Source organism: Chryseobacterium sp. GQ58 (genome assembly GCF_059758895.1).
The window spans coordinates 72627-90235 of sequence record NZ_JCAXEH010000007.1; the positions used below are offsets into that span (position 1 = coordinate 72627).

The following is a 17609-nucleotide window of genomic DNA, read 5'->3' on the forward strand; positions in this document are numbered from 1 at the left end:
AATTATAAAAATAGTTAAAGTTATTTAATGATGTTATCAATAAACTGATGAACAGATTCTGTATTCCAATCTCTGTAAGCGTCTTCTTTAATCAATATTCTTCCGTTTTGATCCAAAAGAAAAGTTGTAGGAAACGCTTTTGGAAGTATTTTTTCGGAAATCGGGCTTTGTGCAATGTAAACAGGAACGGTGTAATTATTCTCTTTCAGGAATTTTCTTACCGTCGCTTCTTCATCTTTCATGGCAATCAAGACAAAATCTACATTTTCTTTTCTCGTATCATACAATTTTTGAATTGTAGGCCATTCTTTTATGCACGGCGGGCACCAAGTTCCCCAAAAATTAAGGAAAACAGGTCTGCCTTTAAAATTTTTCAGATTGGTGCTTGGCACGTTGATTCCCTGTAAATCTACATCATAATCTTCATCATTTACATGCACCGCATTTTCGATCGTCGCAATCGGGAAAAACATATCTCTTAAAGAATCTTTTACTCCCGGTACAAAAGCAATTACACCAATGATTGCGATTAATACAAGATAAATTATATTTTTCTTCATAATAATTCTAATATTTCCAGAATGGCATCTTTGCCTCTGTTTTTAGCATAATACAATTGTAAGTCGTTGTAAAATTCATCTTTTGTGTAGTTTTCCGGGTCGGATTTATACTTTAATAATAATTCTTTTCCGTATTTCGGGCGTGGTCCCCAAGAATTTTTTACATTAAAATCTTTATCCAAAATAATAACTTTCGGGATCGATTCTGTTCCGTCGCTTAAAAACTGATTGATCAGGCTTTTATCGCTGTCTCTCAAAAATATTCTGACATCGTTGTTTCCCTCAAAAAACTTTACCAATGCAGGAACCGTTGCACTTGCGTCGCCACACCATGTTTCGGAAATAATCAAAATTTTCCCGTCAAAATTTTTTAACTTTAATTCGTTTAGTTGTTCCTCATCCGGGCTGTACTTTTTTAAAGTTCTGTCAATTCTTTGAAGTCCTAATTGGAAATACTGCTTGTAATCTATATCTTGCTGATTCACAGGATTTTCAAGTCTTTCTTTTCCGTTTTGAATATATTCTTCAAAATTTTCCGCTTTATCCCAGTAATTTTTCATCATTAAAAATCTTTTCTAAAAATTATTAATATTTCTTGTTTTGTTGATCAAAAATAAATCGGCCAACACAAATGCAGCCAAGCTTTCAACAACGGGCACTGCTCGGGGAAGCACACAAGGATCGTGTCTTCCTTTGCCTTCCACAATTACGGGATTTCCTTCTTTATCTATACTTTCCTGAGGTCTTAAAATTGTCGCTACAGGCTTGAAAGCTACGCGGAAATAAATATCCATTCCGTTTGAAATTCCACCCTGAATTCCTCCGGAAAGGTTTGATTTTGTAGAAAAATCTTCATTAAATAAATCATTATGCTCGCTTCCGGTCATTTTTGCACCGCAAAATCCGCTTCCGTATTCAAATCCTTTGCAGGCATTGATATTCAGCATTGCTTTTGCCAATTCAGCCTGAAGTTTAGAAAAAACAGGTTCGCCAATTCCGACAGGAACGTTTTTGATGACACAAGTGATTGTTCCGCCAATGGTATTTCCTTCTTTTTTGATTTCTTTAATCTTTGAAATCATTTTTTCCGCTGTTTCGGCATCCGGACAACGAACTTCATTGCTTTCAATTTTAGAAAAATCTAAATCCTGATAAGGTTTTTCACAGAAAATTTCGCCTACAGAAGAAACATAAGCATTGATTTCGATGTCAGATAAAAGCTGTTTTGCAAGCGCGCCTGCAACAACCCAATTGATCGTTTCTCTGGCTGACGATTTTCCGCCGCCACGATAATCTCTGATTCCAAATTTTTGATCGTAAGTAAAATCTGCATGGCTCGGACGATAAGAATGGGCGATGTGATCGTAATCTTTTGATTTCTGATTTTCATTTTCGATGATAAAACCAATTGGAGTTCCCGTTGATTTCCCATCAAAAATTCCTGAAAGAAATTTTACGGTATCGCTTTCTTTTCTTTGCGTAACGATTGCTGACTGGCCGGGTTTTCTGCGATCCAGCTCGTATTGGATTTTCTCTAAATCGATTTCCAGACCGGCCGGAAAATTATTGATTATTCCTCCATAAGCCAAACCGTGACTTTCACCAAAAGTCGTAAGGCTGAGAAGATTACCTAAAGTATTGAACATAGTACAAAATTACCGTTTTTTATTCAGATAATAAAGTCTTTAAGGAATGCTATTTATAAGAGTTTTTGATTTTGGTGACTATATTTTCAAGTTGTTTTTTTTCCGTTTCAGTCAATTTTTTAGAAATAAAACCCTTTCGCATGTCATTTTTGTTGATAAGCTGGGGAAAAATTCCGGCCTTTTGATAATCGAAAATAAAATCTTTAGAAATTGCAGGAAGCGGCGTGTCAAAATTGAAAGGATATCTTTCGGAAACATTGAATTTCAGGTTGCCGATTTCAAAAGAATCAAATTTATTAAACTCGTACAAAGAAGGCTTGTACAATTGTTTTTTTTCAAACGGGCCCATAAAAGAAGACATTCTGTAGCTTGGAATATATTTTTTAACGAAAGTGGGAAATGTAATAAAACCAACGAAAATCACCGTTAAAAATGAATATGCTAAAATGGATTTTCTCTTTGTGAAAAATTCAAAAAACATCACGAAAATTACCACAAAAAAGACATCAATAAAGAAACGGTATTGTGCCGAAAATGATAAAACCAAAATACTTTTTACAATCAATGAAATACAGATAAAAGTAATGATTTTGTTTTTTTTAATAAAAGTAAAAATTATAAAAATCATTAAACTTATAATGAAAAAAATATTGATAAGCGATTTTATTCCGTCAAGAAAAAGCCAGTTTTTAACGTAATCAAACCATGAAAATTTTTGGATTTCCGCATAAGAATATTGATTGTCAAAAGTTTTTTGAACAGCGAATTCGGATGATGTTTTTAAAAGTTCGGCATTTGGTTTCCAACTAAAACCGAAATCAAAAACTGAAACAGGAAAAACAGGATATCCGAAAGTCCACATATTTTTAATAAAGAATAAAAAAAGAATGAGAATTCCCGGAATTAATGTTTTTAAACTTGATTTTACAATAAAAAGAGAATACAGAAAACATAAAAAAGGAACCCAAATCATTGTTGGTTTTATAGAAAAAACAAAAACTGAAAAAGCGAAAAGTATGGATGCAGTTCTGTTTCCGGAGAGAATTTCATTTAATATAGTCAGAGAAAAAATAATTAGAGGCAAATCCGGGCTTGGAGACTGCGAAAACAACAATAAAACAGGAATGAAACACAGTTGAATCCAGGTTTTTTTCTCAACAATATAAAGTAAATAAATAATTAATAAGATGGAATTTATCCTTAAAAACGGATCTGAAAAACTTGAAAACCCAGCCTGAAAAATATGCCAGACCGACGTTTGACCAAGAAGAGGATCGAGATTTGAAATTCCCTTCACAAGGCCATATTCTTTTAGCCATTGCAGAGTTGGTAAATAATAGCCGAAATGATCTAAAATATACGGATAAAAGGAACCGCAAAATAGAATAATAATCGATCCGGCGGCAATTAACAAGTTATTTTTTTTTGAAAATTTATAAAATTCTTGGTAAAGTTTTTCTTTAAAAAAATAAGAAAGACCCAGCAAAACTGTCGGGATTTCTACATATGTATTCAACGGAACAAAAAATGCAATAATTGTCCAGATCAGGCTGGTGCTGAAGATTCCGATCAAAATTTTCCCTGAAATCCCACCGCAAATTTGAGTCTTGAAAATATTTTCAAAAAGTTTTCCCAAACCTGAAAGAGTAGGGATAATCAGAATCGCGGAAAGTAAAATTAAAAGCATAAAAAAAGATTGCCTAAAAATAAGCAATCTTAATATTATTTTTGAAAATATTTAATTATTTTGGCTGAACTCTACCGCTTTTTCTATCCTGCGCTCTACCTAAGGTATAACCCGTTGCACCTCCGACTACACCGCCAATCACGGCACCTGCGCCACGGTTTTTCTTATTTACGATAGCACCTAAAGCCGCGCCACTCACGACACCAATTGCGGTACCTTTTGCGGCCTCACTGATTCCTTTTTTTTGAGTCGTTCCTTGTGAAGCTGTGCTTCCGTTATCTGCATAATTTCCGTTACTTGAACTTGCAGGACGATCTCTATATATTGTTTTTGTTTCTCTAATCACTTGAGGAGCAGCAGCAGCAGCTGTTTTTGCTTTTTGAACTTCAGCAATGCTATCTTCTCTTTTTTGGGCTTCATAAGCAAATCTCTCTTTTTCAATAGCCAATTTTTGCTTCTCTATTTCCAACTGTCTTGCTTGAAACTCCATTTTTTGCTGTTCCAAAGATTTTTCAGCAACTTGGTCATCCTTCTTACAGGCCGTCAACGTAATGACTGATAAAAAACCTGCTAAAACTATATTTTTCATAACTCGAATTTTAAATTTTTATAATTTTTTTCAACATTATGTTGTGGTATGTCCAATTATGAGGCCAAGCTTAAGTTAATAAAATGTTAAAATTTCGTATCCACTTGCCATAAGCAGTTTGCAGACATCATTATTTTGTTAATAAAAAAATCTTCAATCAAAAGACTGAAGATTTTTTGGAGGTACCTAGCGGATTCGAACCGCTGTAGATGGTGTTGCAGACCACTGCCTAGCCACTCGGCCAAAGTACCATTTTTTAGTGGTGCAAATATAGAGAAATTTATTATTCAAACAAATATTTTAGGCTATTTCTTTATTTCCGAGAGATTCAATTTCGCTCTTTAGATTTAACCGGGCATTGTATTTTTTCGTATCGATAACGCGCGTGTTGCTCCAGCTGTCGTGCCATCCGTTTTCACCAAAAAACGAGAGTCCGTCAAACGGAACCAATCTGGAAATTGTACGAATAAAATAATCCTGAATTGTCGGTTCTGTACCGTCAATACTTATTACTTTAGTTCCGGTAATATATTTCCCGACGGTTTTGCCTTTTGCAAAATATTCCATTAAAAAAATATAGAGAATATAAACGGATGATGAGATAAGAATATCCTCAAGTTTGGTCAATGTCGCAAGTTGATCGGTTATATTTACAAAGAATTCAATATTCAATACTTCAAATAGCAATACCGAAACAGCACCGAAAGTGAAAAACAGAAGGTAAACCACAATTCTGTCAATAATAAAATTGGCAAATCTTGCCCATTTAGAAGCTCTGTGATCTTCTACAATTCTTAAATGTTTTTTCATGGTTTGTTGTTTTTTTAGTTTTATTTAAAATCCTTTCAGTGTAAGTTTTAGAGTTGCATTGGTGTCAATCACCGCCGTAATTCCTGATTTATTTAAAAGAATCTGACCCGGTTTCAGGTTGAATACTTTTCCGGTCATTTTCAGACCTTTGTAATGCTCTTTGTTAAAGGTTTCTTCAATACTTTTCTTTGATGAGTTTTCTAGTTCTTCTGTAGGAATACCATATTCTTCTTCAATCATTTTCACAATCTTTCCTTTGAATAAAAGAGTGGCTGTTTTCTGTAGGATATTCATGGTTTTAAGCTTAAATTTTGTATCCGACAAAACAATTTTCTTTTTAGCTTCATCATAGACAGGAATTCCAGAAATAAAAGATTTCCCTTTTACGTAGCCTTCCGTTTCGGCTTCAATCATGATTCTGTTATTCTCTGCATATACTTTGATATCTGTGATTTTTACTTTCGAATCTCTGATGTCGTATTCTTTATTGAGAAAAGTTTTTCGGGCGATATTTGTGGCTTCAGAGAACGGAATGTTTGCGGTGGTCTGCAGCAGGAATTTATTTGCTAAAATAGGAACAAAATTAAAATCCATTGCGGCTCTTGTCGGTAATGATGCTTCAGGTTTGTTTCCTGTAAAAGTTTCCGAGAAAATATCAATTCCGATGTTGGTGTCAATTTGATTTCCGTAAAATTTAAACGGAGTAATATTTACATTTATCGGCGTTATCTTTAGCCAAGTATTATATTCTTCGGAAATATTGAAAGGCTGTGAAAAAGCATTCCAGGCCAAAACTGCATATTCCTGAAAATTGAGCTGTGAAGCCATTTGCTGGTCGATGGTTTTACAGAATTTGTACTGTTGTTCTTTCATGCTTTTTTCAACCAGCGAAGTGATGGGGATTTGTATTTTCCCAAAATCTAAAACAGGTTTTTTCACCCATTTGAAGCCCATTGGTTGCGTAAAAGTGCTTATCGTCCAGTTATTTTTGAAGCTTAAAGCTGTTTTAAAATACATTACCGTCTCAAAAGTAGTTTCCTGATAACTATAAACTCCGAATTTACCGATTCCTTTTTCTGCCCAGATTTTTAAAGGAACTTCAATCAGAATATTTTGATTGGCATCACCTACCAAACGTATGGGACGGGTTTTCCAGACTTTTACTTTAAACTGGTCATCATCATTGTCTGTATAAGAATTGTCCTCAAAAATAAGACCTTTTACTGACGTATTGATCATATTGCTGATTTCCGATAGCGGAATGGTAACCGGCATCGTAATGCTGGATTTTACTTTCGGAAAATTGTAAACCGTTTGATTTATTGTACTATTTTGTCCAAAAGAAATAATGGAAAACAAAAGAAATAATATGTTAAAGGCTTTCAATGCGTTTTTATTTATGTGCGGAAATTACTAATTTTCTGCTGATCCGCCTAATAAAAAACTTTTTTCAAGTTCAATGCTTGCACCTTTCATTTCGCCTTTCATTGGCGGACTTGTTTTCGTGATTCTTAATTTTATATAAGAAATTTGCGAGAAATTTTCATGAATTTTAGCAATAATTCTTCCTGCCACATGCTCCAGCAGTTTCGATTTGAGCTTCATTTCTTCATGAATTATTTCATTGATATCGGCGTAGCTGATTGTATCATTCAGATCGTCACTTTCCGCTGCAATCCAGATATCGGTATGGATTTCCAAATTTAAAATATAATAAGTACCGATAATGTTTTCTTCCGGAAGAACGCCATGATAAGCGTATATTTTTACATCTTCTAAAAAAATCTTGCTCATATTTCAACTATTAAAATAAAATACTATATTATTGAATCAAAAAAAATTTTATTATGAAAAACTTAAAAAAATTAAACAAGGAAAACTTAAAAACAATCAATGGTGGAGCAGTTTGCTAGGAAAATTGTCCAACTTCAGGATCGTATGGTCCCGGTTTTTCAAATTCTTGCGAAGATTATTTTGCATTGCCAAAATGTTGTCAATCTAAGGTTTTAGTACATTCCGACTGTTTTCCTCAATAAAACAAAAGCACTGTTTTACAGTGCTTTTTTGCTATTTTATACTTTTCGACAAATCCAGCATCGCTTCAATCGGTTTCAAAGCTTTCAGACGAAGTTCTTCTTCAATAATAATTTCCGGAAGTTCGTATTTCATACATAAATACAGCTTTTCCATTGTGTTTCGCTTCATGTAAAAGCATTCCGAACAATTGCAGCTTTCGTCAAAAACCAAAGCAGGAATAAGTGCTTTATGTGGCGCACGCTTTCTCATTTCATGCAAAATTCCTTCTTCTGTTGCAATAATAAATTTCTGGCAATCATCTTTTTCAACAAAATTTAAAAGAGCAGAAGTTGAACCGATAAAATGTGCAAGCTTTAAAACAGCTTCTTCACTTTCCGGATGAGCTATCATTTTAGCATCAGGATTTTCAGCCAATTGCTTGGCAATTCTTTCCATTGAAAAAGCTTCGTGCACGATGCAGCTTCCGTCCCAAAGAATCATGTCGCGTCCTGTTTTTTTAGATAAATATCTTCCTAAGTTTTTATCAGGTGCAAAAATAATAGGTCTGTCTTTAGGAAGTGATTCAATCACCGTTTCAGCATTTGAGCTTGTTACAATAATGTCACTTTCTGCCTTTGTTTCAGCATTGCAGTTGATGTAAGTTGCAATCAGGGCGTTCGGATATTGCTCACGCATTTTTCTTAAGCCTTCGCCGCTGCATCCGTCTGCCAATGAGCATCCGGCTAATGTATCGGGAAGGACGACTTTCTTTGTCGGGTTCAAAATTTTTGCTGCTTCAGCCATAAAATGGACTCCGCAGAATACAATCATGTCAGCGCTGGTTTCTTTTGCCTGTCTTGCCAACTGCAGAGAATCTCCCAAGAAATCTGCAATATCCTGAATTTCTCCCGGTTGATAATAATGTGCTAAAATAACAGCATTTTTTTCTTCTTTCAATTGAAGAATAGCTTTCACCAAGTCTTCCCCTTGAGGAATTGCTATACCTTTTAGGTCTAAAAATCCCTTTACGGGAATTGTAGATTTAGCTTTTTCTAGTGTTTCTGTGCTCATTCAAATCAGTGTTTTTGATTATTAGAAGTTAATAAAGGGGATTTAAATTTTTTGCATTGCATGCGGTCATCAAACTTCCATCCTCTAGCTTCAAACTTTTAGCTTCCAATAAATTTTTTTATTAAACTTTCTATTTTTGTTTTAGCTTCTTCCAAATCGGAATTGACAACGATTTCATCAAATTCCACAGCGTAGGTAAGCTCTTCTTCAGCTTTTTCCACACGGGTTTTTATGGTTTCGGCATCATCTGTATTTCTTAAGATCAATCGCCGTTCCAATTCTGCAATTGAAGGCGGTTCTATGAAAATTGATAATGCTTTTTCTCCAAAATATTTCTTTAAGGAAATTCCGCCTTTTACATCTACGTCAAAAATAACAACTTTTCCTTTATTCCAGATTTTTTCTACTTCAGATTTTAATGTTCCGTAATATTTGTCCGTATATACTTCTTCAAATTCTACAAAAGCGTCTTCAGAAATTTTCTGTCTGAATTCTTCAGGAGAAATAAAATGATAATCTACAGCATGTATTTCAGATCCGCGCGGCTGTCTTGTCGTGCAGGAAATCGAAAACTCAAGTTCAGGAAAAATTTCCAGAGAATGTTTTACCAAAGTGGTTTTTCCACTTCCCGAAGGCGCTGAAAATATGATAACTTTTTCCATATAGTTGTCAGTTGATGGTTGATGGTTGCCAGTTTTTATCCATCAACTGTCAACTAAAAACAATCAACTAAATTATAATACGTTTAACGTTTGCTCTTTAATTTTTTCAAGATCATCTTTCATCATCACAACCAGTTTCTGAATTTCTGCATGATTTGCTTTTGATCCTAAAGTATTGATTTCCCTACCGATTTCCTGTGAAATAAAACCTAGTTTCTTTCCGTTGAAATCTTCATTATCCATTACTTCCTTATAATATTTCAAATGTTGAGAAAGTCTTACTTTTTCTTCAGAAATATCCAGTTTTTCAGTGAAATAAGCCATTTCCTGATAAAAACGGGTTTCGTCTACATTTTCAAATTCTTTTAAAGTTTTTTGATAACGTTCTTTTACCGAATTTATTCTTACTTCTTCAAAAGGAACCACTTCAGTAAGATATTTGTCGATATTATGAATGTTTCTTTCTAATTCCTCTTGTAAAATTTTTCCTTCCGTTTTCCTGAAATTTTCAAATTTATCAACAGCAGAATGTACAATTTTGGCTAAAGCTTCCCATTCGCCGTCATTCAGTTCATCCGGTCTTGATGTAATCGCATCAGGAAGTCTTACCGCCATTTTAAGGTATTCGAAATCCGGCCCGTCGAAAGCGATAGAACGAAGCTCATTCATGTAAGAATCAATAAGGCTTTTATTGATTTTCACATCGGTAGATTCTTCCAGATTTTCCAGATTGATATAGCAATCTACTTTTCCGCGGATGATCCTGTCATTCAGAATTTTTCTGATTTCAAATTCTTTTTCTTTGTATCTTAAAGGGATTTTAATGTTCAAATCAAAGCTTTTGCTGTTCAGTGATTTGATATCTATAGAGATCTTTTTTCCTTCAAAAACATCTTCGGCTCTACCGAAGCCAGTCATTGATAAAATCATAGTTTTTTATTGTCTTACAAAGATAAACATTTAAGTCTATAGTGTGATAAGATGAAATTTCAACATTTATATTCTAATAGTTCAATTAAATTATTTTAAACCATTAAGATTTAAATTAAAAAGTAAAGAAAAATATTAAGATAAGCTTCACTTTTAGCATAATGCTTAAAAATCCGACAGATTTTCTTAATTAAACTTAACAACTTACAAATTCTTAATGGTTCAAATTATATTTGATTTTCTTTTGCTGTTTTTGTGGTTAAAAAATAAAAAATCAAATTAACTCATTTTTGTAAATTAGCGCAGTGAAAAAGAAAAATTTGATTTCTGTTGTAGGCCCCACCGGAATTGGAAAAACAAGATTGGCAATTGATCTGGCTAAACATTTCAATACGGAAATTGTTTCCTGCGACTCGCGCCAGTTTTTTAGGGAAATGAAAATCGGAACCGCTTCGCCATCAGAAGAAGAACTGGCTGAAGCAACCCACCATTTTATAGGAAATCTTTCCGTTCAGGAATATTATTCGATCGGTCAATACGAAGAAGACGCCTTAAAAAAGCTTAACGAACTTTTTGAAAAACATGAAACCGTTATTTTAGTTGGCGGAAGTATGATGTATGAAAAAGCCGTCATTGAAGGATTAAACGATTTACCTGAAGCCGATGATGAAAATCAGAAAAAATTACAGGAAATTCTCGACAATGAAGGAATTGAAAAGCTTCAGGAAATATTAAAACAACTCGATCCCGAATATTTTGCTGTCGTTGACTTTCACAATCACAGAAGGCTTTTGCGCGCGATTGATGTAATCTGGCAAACGAATAAAAAATATTCTGAATTGATTTCTGTTTCACAAGATTCCCGGAATTTTAATGTGATCCGAATCGGAATTGAAGCTCCAAGAGAAGAATTATACGACAGAATCAATAGGAGAGTCGATCTAATGATGGAGAAAGGATTGTTGAATGAAGCGAAAAGTCTTGAAAATTTTAAACATTTAACGGCTTTAAATACAGTTGGTTACGCGGAATTATTTAAATATTTTGAAGGTGAATGGGATTTGGATTTTGCAGTTTCTGAAATTAAGAAAAACAGCCGGAGATATGCAAAACGTCAATTGACGTGGTACAGAAAAACGGATGACATTTACTATTTGCAATTGGGATATTCTGAAAAAGATTTTGATGATTTGATTGAGTATATTGACAAGAAGATGTTGAAATGAATTTTTTAAACCATTAAGATTTTGTTTAAGTAGTTTAGAATATTAAGATGAACTTCGCTTTAAGCACAATGCTTATTAAAAATCTATTGGTTTTTTCTTAATTAAACTTAACAACTTAAATGTTCTTAATGGTTCAAATATAATTTTACATATTGTCATTCTGACGAAGCAAGAATCTCAGTTACATTTATAGATTCTTCACTACCTCTGTTTCGTTCAGAATGACAACACGCACCATTATTATTATAAATATTTTAAACAACAAAAAGTGCGATCCCGAAAGACCGCACTTCAAAACAATATAATTAAATTTACTACTTCCAACCGCCTCCTAAAGCACGATACAAATCAACGATGCTGCTTAATCTTTGTCTTTTTACGGACGCAAGGTTCAGTTCAGCCTGTAGCGAATTTGTCTGTGCTGTAATCACTTCTAAGTAATTCGCCATTCCGCCTTTGTAAAGCATTTCGGCACTTTTTATTCCGTTTTTCAACGTTGTTACTTGTTCTGTTGCTTTCTGTTCCTGAACTTTTAGGCTTTCGTTAGAAACCAATGCGTCAGAAACTTCACCCACCGCATTCAAAACAGATTGACGGAACGCCAAAACGTTTTTCTCTCTCTGAATTTTAGCAACATTCAAATCTGTTTTCAATTGTCTTTTTTGGAAAATAGGCTGAGTCAATCCTCCTAAAACAGAACCGAACAATGAAGCAGGAATTGAAAACCAGTTATCAACTTTAAATGAATTTACGCCTCCGTTGGCCGTAATTTTTAATGACGGATACATATTTGCCTGTGCAATTCCCACTATTGAATTGGATTCCAATAAAGCCAATTCCTGCTGACGAACATCCGGACGACGGCTTACCATCGCCGCTGGCAGTCCCGCAGAAATATCTTGCGGCAAAGAAGTGTCCGCCATTTCAATGGTTCTGTTGACTTTATCAGGATTTTCACCAACCAAAATACTCAAAGCATTTTCCTGAATGGCAATATTTTGTTCCAATTGTGTAATCAAAAGTTCTGTCGATTGCTTTTGAGCTGTTGCCTGCTGAACTCCCAAAGAAGTTGTATCGCCGCTTTGCCACAATTTTTCTGTAAGAGAAAGGGTGTTGGTGCTTAATTCTAAATTTGATTTAGCAATATTTAATTGTTTATCAAGCATCAGCAAATTATAATAACCTTGAGCAATTGCCGCAACAACCTGTGTCTGAATTGCTTTCGTCGCTTCGTAAGTTTGCAGATACTGCATTCTTGAAACTTCTTGTTGGTTTTTAATTTTACCCCAAATATCGGCTTCCCAAGACAGATTGAACGCTGCATTGTAATCTTCAACGTGACTTTGTCCTAAAAATAAATTTAAGCTCTGTCCGTTCATACTATTTTTTGAAGGCTTTGAGATCTGTGCAGAAACTCCGAAACCAACGTCAGGATATTGAAGATATTTTGCCTGTTTCAGCCTTTCCTGTGAAGAAGCAACCTGTTTTAAAGCAATCTGTAAATCGTAATTATTTTTAATTCCTTTTTCAATTAAACCCTGTAAAATTGGGTCATTGAAAAATTGTTTCCACTCCAGATTTGCAACACTCGCCGTATCGGCAGTTGCCGTGTATTGGAATTTTTCAGGAAGCTCAAGTTCAGGTTCCTTGAATGCCAGTTTTGATACACACGAAACCGAACCTAACGCTAACGCAAATGCTATTATTATATTTTTTATTCTTTTCATAAGAAGATATTATGTTTAAATTGATCACAAAACTTTGAGTCAAGCAAAGAAGTCTTTAGTAGGAGAAAATACTTTGCTTTTTTGAACCATTAAGAACATTTAAGTTGTTAAGTTTAATTAAGAAAATCAAATAGATTTTTAATAAGTGCTGCTTAAAAGCGAAGCTCATCTTAATATTCTAAACTTCTTAATCAAAATCTTAATGGTTCAACATATTCTCAAAGTTTTGTAAATCATTTATTAATGTACTGTTGCTAAAAGTTCTGCCTCCAGTTTCTGTCTTTGAAGTCTTTTCTTTTTTCTGCTTGGCATTTTTTCATGTAAATACTGGAAAATAACGTACATCACAGGGATAACAAAGATTCCCAATACAACTCCTGTAAACATTCCGCCAACAGTACTGATTCCAATTGAATGGTTACCTTTTGCCGCTGCGCCTTGTGACCAAACCAAAGGAAGCATACCGATAATGAAGGCAAATGAAGTCATCAAAATTGGTCTTAAACGTAATCTTGAAGCTTGTAAAGCAGACTCAATTAATGTCCTTCCGGCTTTTCTTCTCTGAACGGCAAATTCGACAATCAGAATGGCGTTTTTCGCTAATAGTCCGACGAGCATGATTAATCCAACCTGTACGTAAATATTATTATCAATTCCTGCTAATCCGGTGAAAAAGAAAACTCCGAAAATCCCTGTCGGAACCGTTAAGATAACAGCAAACGGAAGAATATAACTTTCGTACTGAGCCGCTAGCAAGAAATACACAAATAAAATACTTAACATAAATACAAACGCAGTTTGTCCGCCGGTTTTGATCTCTTCACGGGTAATACCGGTCCATTCGTATCCGTAACCTCTTGGAAGTGATTGTGCCGCAACTTCTTCCACGGCTTTAATGGCGTCTCCGGTACTGTAACCGGGTTTTGGAGTTCCGTTAATGGTTACTGCGTTGAATAGGTTGTTTCTTGTCACTGTTTCGGGTCCGAAAGTTCTTTTTAAAGTCACCAAAGTCTTTACAGGAACCATTTCGCCTGATTTATTTTTAACATAAATCCCTTCCAAAGAATTTGCATCGGTACGATAAGGAACATCTGCCTGAGCCATAACTCTGTAATATTTCCCAAATCTGTTGAAATCTGAAACAAAGCTACTTCCGTAATAAATCTGCATCGTCTGCATCAATTCTGTTACAGAAACACCCAATTGATTGGCTTTGTCAGAATCTACATCAATTGTATATTGCGGATTTCCAGCTGCATAAGTTGTAAAGGCAAATGCAATTTCCGGGCGCTTCATTAATTCTCCAATGAAAGCTTGAGTTGTTGTTCCTAGTTGCTCAAAAGAACCGTTTGTTTTATCCTGAAGCATAAACTCAAACCCGGAAACGTTACCAAAACCCTGAACAGTTGGGAAGTTGAAAAAGAATGCATTGGCATCTTTTACCTGAGCTACTTTTCCTGTTAAGGCTGCCGCAATTTGATCGGGATCTTTCACCTCGCCACGATCTTCATAATCTTTAAGTTTAATGAAACCTGCGGAATAAGGTGAAGCATTTGCATTACTGATGAAATTCAATCCGTCTGCAACCCAAAGGTGATTGGTTGCTTCTTCGCCGTTTACAATCTTGTCGATTTGTTCGGTTGCTTTATGCGTTCTGTCCAATGAACTTCCCGGAGGCGTATTTACAGCATACAAAACAAAACCTTGATCTTCGGTAGGAATAAATCCTGAAGGCGCTTTATTGATCAGAAATACACTTGCTGCTGTAATTAAGACTAAACCTCCAACAGCGACCCATTTGTTTTTAATTAAAAACTTCAGACTATGAATGTATTTTTTAGTCATATTATTAAAGGTTACATTGAAAGCGTTGAAAAATCTCGCTCCAAAACCTTTTTTACGACCGTGCTCACCATTTTCGCCTTGTGGATCGCTTAATATTAATGCACACAAAGCCGGACTTAATGTCAAAGCGTTTACCGCTGAAATCATGATTGCAATCACCAAAGTAAAGGCAAACTGTCTGTAGAAAACTCCCGCTGGACCTTGCATAAAACCAACCGGAATAAATACCGCACACATCACCAATGTAATGGAAATAATGGCTCCGGAAATTTCGCTCATGGAATGTGTCGTTGCTTGCTCAACCGGCATTCCGGTGTGTTCCATCTTGGAATGGACGGCCTCGACGACGACAATCGCATCATCCACCACAATCCCAATCGCAAGAACCAAGGCAAATAAAGTCAACATATTGATACTGAAACCAAACAGCTGAAGGAAGAAAAACGTACCAATAATCGCAACAGGAACCGCAATTGCAGGAATCAATGTAGATCTGAAATCCTGAAGAAAAATATAAACCACGATAAATACCAAGATAAATGCAATGACCAAAGTCTCAACAACCTGATGAATTGACGCATCCAAAAAGTCTTTGGAATTGTACATGATGATAGGTTTTACTCCTTTTGGAAGTGTTGTCGAAAATTGATCAACCTGTTTTTCAATTTCTGTTAAAATCTCGTTTGCATTGGAACCTGCAGTTTGAAGGATCGCAAAACCTGCAACCGGTTTACCATCAACTCTATTAGCTGCTGTGTACGTATAAGAACCGAATTCTACTCTTGCAACATCTTTTAATCTTAAAAATGAGCCGTCACTATTTGATTTGATGGCAATGTTTTCGTAGTCTTCGTTTTTGTTTAATTTACCTTTATACTTCAGGATATATTCGTAAGTTTCCTTACTTCCTTGCCCCAAACGTCCGGGAGCAGCCTCAAGATTTTGATCTTTAATAGCGGTCATCACTTCTTGTGGAGAAAGATTATTAGCCGCTAATCTATCTGGTTTTAACCAAATTCTCATCGAATAATCTCTCGTTCCGAAAACCTGAGCCTGAGCAACACCCGGAATACGCTGTATTTGAGGAATAACGTTGATTTTAAGGTAGTTTTGAAGAAAAAGCTCGTCATATTGTTTAGGATCATCACTTGATAATCCCATAAACATAATCATACTATTCTGAACTTTTTGTGTCGAGATTCCGGCCTGCACAACTTCTTGCGGAAGCTGGCTCATTGCTTTCGATACTCGATTCTGAACGTTTACGGCTGCATTGTCTGCATCTGAACCCTGCTTGAAAAATACGCTCAAAGTCATGGAGCCGTCGTTACTCGAGTTTGATGTCATGTAAGTCATATTCTCAACCCCATTCACCGCTTCTTCAATCGGAGTTGCTACGGAGCGGGCTACAACTTCAGCATTTGCACCCGGATAAAATGCCGTCACCTGTACGCTTGGTGGTGCGATATCCGGGAACAGCGTGATCGGAAGATTGAAAACCGACAGTGCTCCCAAAAGTAAGAGTATGATGGAGATGACCGTTGAAAGTACCGGTCTTTCTATAAATTGTTTTAACATAAGAAGTTTATTTTTTTAAGTCTTCTGTAATTTTAAATGTATGAATTACAAAGGTTTTGCTCGCAAAAGGCTGTCGGAAGAAATAGCTTTTGGTGCTATTTGTACTCCGTCTTTCAAGCTGCCAAGTCCTGTGTAAACGATTTTATCGCCTTTTGAGACTCCTTCGGAAATAAAGTAATAATTATCTGTTTTTCCTGAGATCTTCACTGGCTTGCTGGTTACTTTTTTGTCCTTTCCAACTATATATACATATGTTTTATCCTGAATTTCAAAAGTAGATTCCTGCGGAATTACCACCACATTTGAAAGCAGCTGCGGCATGCGAACTCGTCCTGTATTTCCTGTTCTTAATATTCCGTTTGCGTTTGGAAAAATGGCACGAACGCTTATTGCTCCTGTTGTTTTATCAAATTGCCCGTCAACAATGCTCATTTTTCCTTTTTCAGGATATGTGCTGTTATCTGCAATCACCAAATCTACCATTGGCATGTTTTTCAGCTTTTCATTTAAAGTTGCTCCGGGATATTTATTTTGAAAAGCGATAAAATCCAATTCGCTTAAAGAGAAGTACGCATATATTTCGCTGATGTCTGATAATAAAGTCAATGGACTTGGATCTGTTCGTGAAATTAAGCTTCCTTTTTTGTAAGGGATTCTTCCGATGTAACCGCTTACAGGAGCTGTAATGGTTGTAAATCCTACATTGATTCTTGCGCCACCGACAGAAGCTTTTGCTTGTGAAGCGGCAGCGACTGCTGCTGCGTAATTGGCTTTTGCCGTTCGCAATTGTACATCAGAAACTACTTTTGCAGCTACCAACGGCTGAAGTCTGTCAACTTCCACTTTTGCTTTTTGAATATTGGCATTGGCAACCTGTAAATTGGCTTGCGCCATATTCATTTGTTCGCCATAAGCTCTTGAATCTATTTTAAATAAAGGTTGTCCGGCTCTTACATAAGAACCTTCTTCCACATAAATTCTGTCCAAATATCCGTCTACTTGAGATCTGATTTCTACATTATTTTTTCCCTCCAAGGCAGTCGGGAATTCCTGATATGTTGTAGCCGGCGAGGTGATCACGGTATAAACCGGCAATTCTGGTGCAGGAGGAGCCTGGTTTGAACCTTCAGCTGCCTTCGTGCAATTTTGTAAAAGGATGATACTTGAAATAAGTACAATGATCCTTGTTTTTCCAGGTATTTTCATTTTTAAGTTTAAATTTTTAATGAAGTTTTTAATTATTGTTGTTTGAATTTAACAAT

The 17609-nt window shown here is 35.4% G+C and carries 16 protein-coding genes and 1 tRNA gene; 2 read left to right on the forward strand and 15 right to left on the reverse strand.

Annotation, left to right across the window (positions count from 1 at the left end; genetic code table 11):
• Positions 1-20: 20 nt before the first annotated feature.
• From AC6CHK_RS14885 to folB, 9 genes are all read right to left on the reverse strand, one after another.
• Positions 21-560, reverse strand: a complete 540-nt coding sequence (locus AC6CHK_RS14885; protein WP_498097432.1) for a TlpA family protein disulfide reductase — start codon at positions 558-560, stop codon at positions 21-23.
• Positions 557-1120 (reverse strand): thioredoxin family protein, encoded by a 564-nt coding sequence (locus tag AC6CHK_RS14890; RefSeq protein WP_498097514.1) that lies wholly within the window; start codon positions 1118-1120, stop codon positions 557-559. Before AC6CHK_RS14890 ends, AC6CHK_RS14885 begins: the two co-directional genes overlap by 4 nt.
• A 15-nt stretch (positions 1121-1135) precedes the next feature.
• Complete coding sequence (gene aroC / locus AC6CHK_RS14895) at positions 1136-2206, reverse strand: chorismate synthase (protein WP_498097434.1); 1071 nt, start codon at positions 2204-2206, stop codon at positions 1136-1138.
• A 49-nt stretch (positions 2207-2255) separates the two neighbouring features.
• Positions 2256-3893: an LIC_10190 family membrane protein gene (locus AC6CHK_RS14900; protein ID WP_498097436.1), complete on the reverse strand. Its 1638-nt coding sequence runs from the start codon at positions 3891-3893 to the stop codon at positions 2256-2258.
• A 55-nt stretch (positions 3894-3948) separates the two neighbouring features.
• Positions 3949-4482: a glycine zipper domain-containing protein gene (locus AC6CHK_RS14905; protein ID WP_498097438.1), complete on the reverse strand. Its 534-nt coding sequence runs from the start codon at positions 4480-4482 to the stop codon at positions 3949-3951.
• A gap of 177 nt (positions 4483-4659) precedes the next feature.
• Positions 4660-4733 (reverse strand) — tRNA-Cys (locus AC6CHK_RS14910).
• Positions 4734-4782: 49 nt separating this feature from the next.
• Positions 4783-5292, reverse strand: a complete 510-nt coding sequence (locus AC6CHK_RS14915) for an RDD family protein (RefSeq protein ID WP_498097440.1) — start codon at positions 5290-5292, stop codon at positions 4783-4785.
• A 24-nt stretch (positions 5293-5316) separates the two neighbouring features.
• Positions 5317-6678 carry a DUF4403 family protein gene (locus tag AC6CHK_RS14920; RefSeq protein ID WP_498097442.1) on the reverse strand — a complete coding sequence of 454 codons (1362 nt, stop codon included), beginning with the start codon at positions 6676-6678 and terminating at the stop codon, positions 5317-5319.
• A gap of 27 nt (positions 6679-6705) precedes the next feature.
• The gene (gene folB / locus AC6CHK_RS14925; protein WP_498097444.1) at positions 6706-7086 is read right to left on the reverse strand and encodes a dihydroneopterin aldolase; all 381 of its coding nucleotides are present in this window, start codon (positions 7084-7086) and stop codon (positions 6706-6708) included.
• A gap of 53 nt (positions 7087-7139) precedes the next feature.
• Here folB and AC6CHK_RS14930 point away from each other — a divergent pair, with 53 nt between their 5' ends.
• The gene (locus tag AC6CHK_RS14930) at positions 7140-7205 is read left to right on the forward strand and encodes a bacteriocin-like protein (RefSeq protein ID WP_498097516.1); all 66 of its coding nucleotides are present in this window, start codon (positions 7140-7142) and stop codon (positions 7203-7205) included.
• Between the two features lie 154 nt (positions 7206-7359).
• On the opposite strand, the gene nadA is transcribed toward AC6CHK_RS14930, so the two are convergent.
• The 3 genes from nadA to AC6CHK_RS14945 form a co-directional block, all read right to left on the reverse strand.
• Complete coding sequence (nadA, locus tag AC6CHK_RS14935) at positions 7360-8379, reverse strand: quinolinate synthase NadA (protein ID WP_498097446.1); 1020 nt, start codon at positions 8377-8379, stop codon at positions 7360-7362.
• 98 nt (positions 8380-8477) lie between these two features.
• A complete protein-coding gene (gene gmk, locus AC6CHK_RS14940) occupies positions 8478-9041 on the reverse strand; it encodes a guanylate kinase (RefSeq protein WP_498097448.1) in 564 nt (187 codons plus the stop codon).
• A 72-nt stretch (positions 9042-9113) separates the two neighbouring features.
• A complete protein-coding gene (locus AC6CHK_RS14945) occupies positions 9114-9971 on the reverse strand; it encodes a YicC family protein (protein ID WP_498097450.1) in 858 nt (285 codons plus the stop codon).
• Between the two features lie 305 nt (positions 9972-10276).
• On the opposite strand from AC6CHK_RS14945, the gene miaA reads away from it, so the two are divergent.
• A complete protein-coding gene (gene miaA / locus AC6CHK_RS14950) occupies positions 10277-11197 on the forward strand; it encodes a tRNA (adenosine(37)-N6)-dimethylallyltransferase MiaA (protein WP_498097452.1) in 921 nt (306 codons plus the stop codon).
• A gap of 314 nt (positions 11198-11511) precedes the next feature.
• On the opposite strand, the gene AC6CHK_RS14955 is transcribed toward miaA, so the two are convergent.
• From AC6CHK_RS14955 to AC6CHK_RS14965, 3 genes are all read right to left on the reverse strand, one after another.
• Positions 11512-12924: an efflux transporter outer membrane subunit gene (locus AC6CHK_RS14955; protein ID WP_498097454.1), complete on the reverse strand. Its 1413-nt coding sequence runs from the start codon at positions 12922-12924 to the stop codon at positions 11512-11514.
• Between the two features lie 240 nt (positions 12925-13164).
• The gene (locus tag AC6CHK_RS14960) at positions 13165-16347 is read right to left on the reverse strand and encodes an efflux RND transporter permease subunit (RefSeq protein ID WP_498097456.1); all 3183 of its coding nucleotides are present in this window, start codon (positions 16345-16347) and stop codon (positions 13165-13167) included.
• A 45-nt stretch (positions 16348-16392) separates the two neighbouring features.
• The gene (locus AC6CHK_RS14965) at positions 16393-17553 is read right to left on the reverse strand and encodes an efflux RND transporter periplasmic adaptor subunit (RefSeq protein WP_498097458.1); all 1161 of its coding nucleotides are present in this window, start codon (positions 17551-17553) and stop codon (positions 16393-16395) included.
• Positions 17554-17609: the final 56 nt, after the last annotated feature.

Bases quoted from the DNA above. Each gene is read 5' to 3' on its own strand.
- AC6CHK_RS14885 (WP_498097432.1), bottom strand. From the start codon at position 560: ATGAAGAAAAATATAATTTATCTTGTATTAATCGCAATCATTGGTGTA.
- AC6CHK_RS14890 (WP_498097514.1), bottom strand. From the start codon at position 1,120: ATGAAAAATTACTGGGATAAAGCGGAAAATTTTGAAGAATATATTCAA.
- aroC (WP_498097434.1), bottom strand. From the start codon at position 2,206: ATGTTCAATACTTTAGGTAATCTTCTCAGCCTTACGACTTTTGGTGAA.
- AC6CHK_RS14900 (WP_498097436.1), bottom strand. From the start codon at position 3,893: ATGCTTTTAATTTTACTTTCCGCGATTCTGATTATCCCTACTCTTTCA.
- AC6CHK_RS14905 (WP_498097438.1), bottom strand. From the start codon at position 4,482: ATGAAAAATATAGTTTTAGCAGGTTTTTTATCAGTCATTACGTTGACG.
- AC6CHK_RS14915 (WP_498097440.1), bottom strand. From the start codon at position 5,292: ATGAAAAAACATTTAAGAATTGTAGAAGATCACAGAGCTTCTAAATGG.
- folB (WP_498097444.1), bottom strand. From the start codon at position 7,086: ATGAGCAAGATTTTTTTAGAAGATGTAAAAATATACGCTTATCATGGC.
- nadA (WP_498097446.1), bottom strand. From the start codon at position 8,379: ATGAGCACAGAAACACTAGAAAAAGCTAAATCTACAATTCCCGTAAAG.
- gmk (WP_498097448.1), bottom strand. From the start codon at position 9,041: ATGGAAAAAGTTATCATATTTTCAGCGCCTTCGGGAAGTGGAAAAACC.
- AC6CHK_RS14945 (WP_498097450.1), bottom strand. From the start codon at position 9,971: ATGATTTTATCAATGACTGGCTTCGGTAGAGCCGAAGATGTTTTTGAA.
- AC6CHK_RS14955 (WP_498097454.1), bottom strand. From the start codon at position 12,924: ATGAAAAGAATAAAAAATATAATAATAGCATTTGCGTTAGCGTTAGGT.
- AC6CHK_RS14960 (WP_498097456.1), bottom strand. From the start codon at position 16,347: ATGTTAAAACAATTTATAGAAAGACCGGTACTTTCAACGGTCATCTCC.
- AC6CHK_RS14965 (WP_498097458.1), bottom strand. From the start codon at position 17,553: ATGAAAATACCTGGAAAAACAAGGATCATTGTACTTATTTCAAGTATC.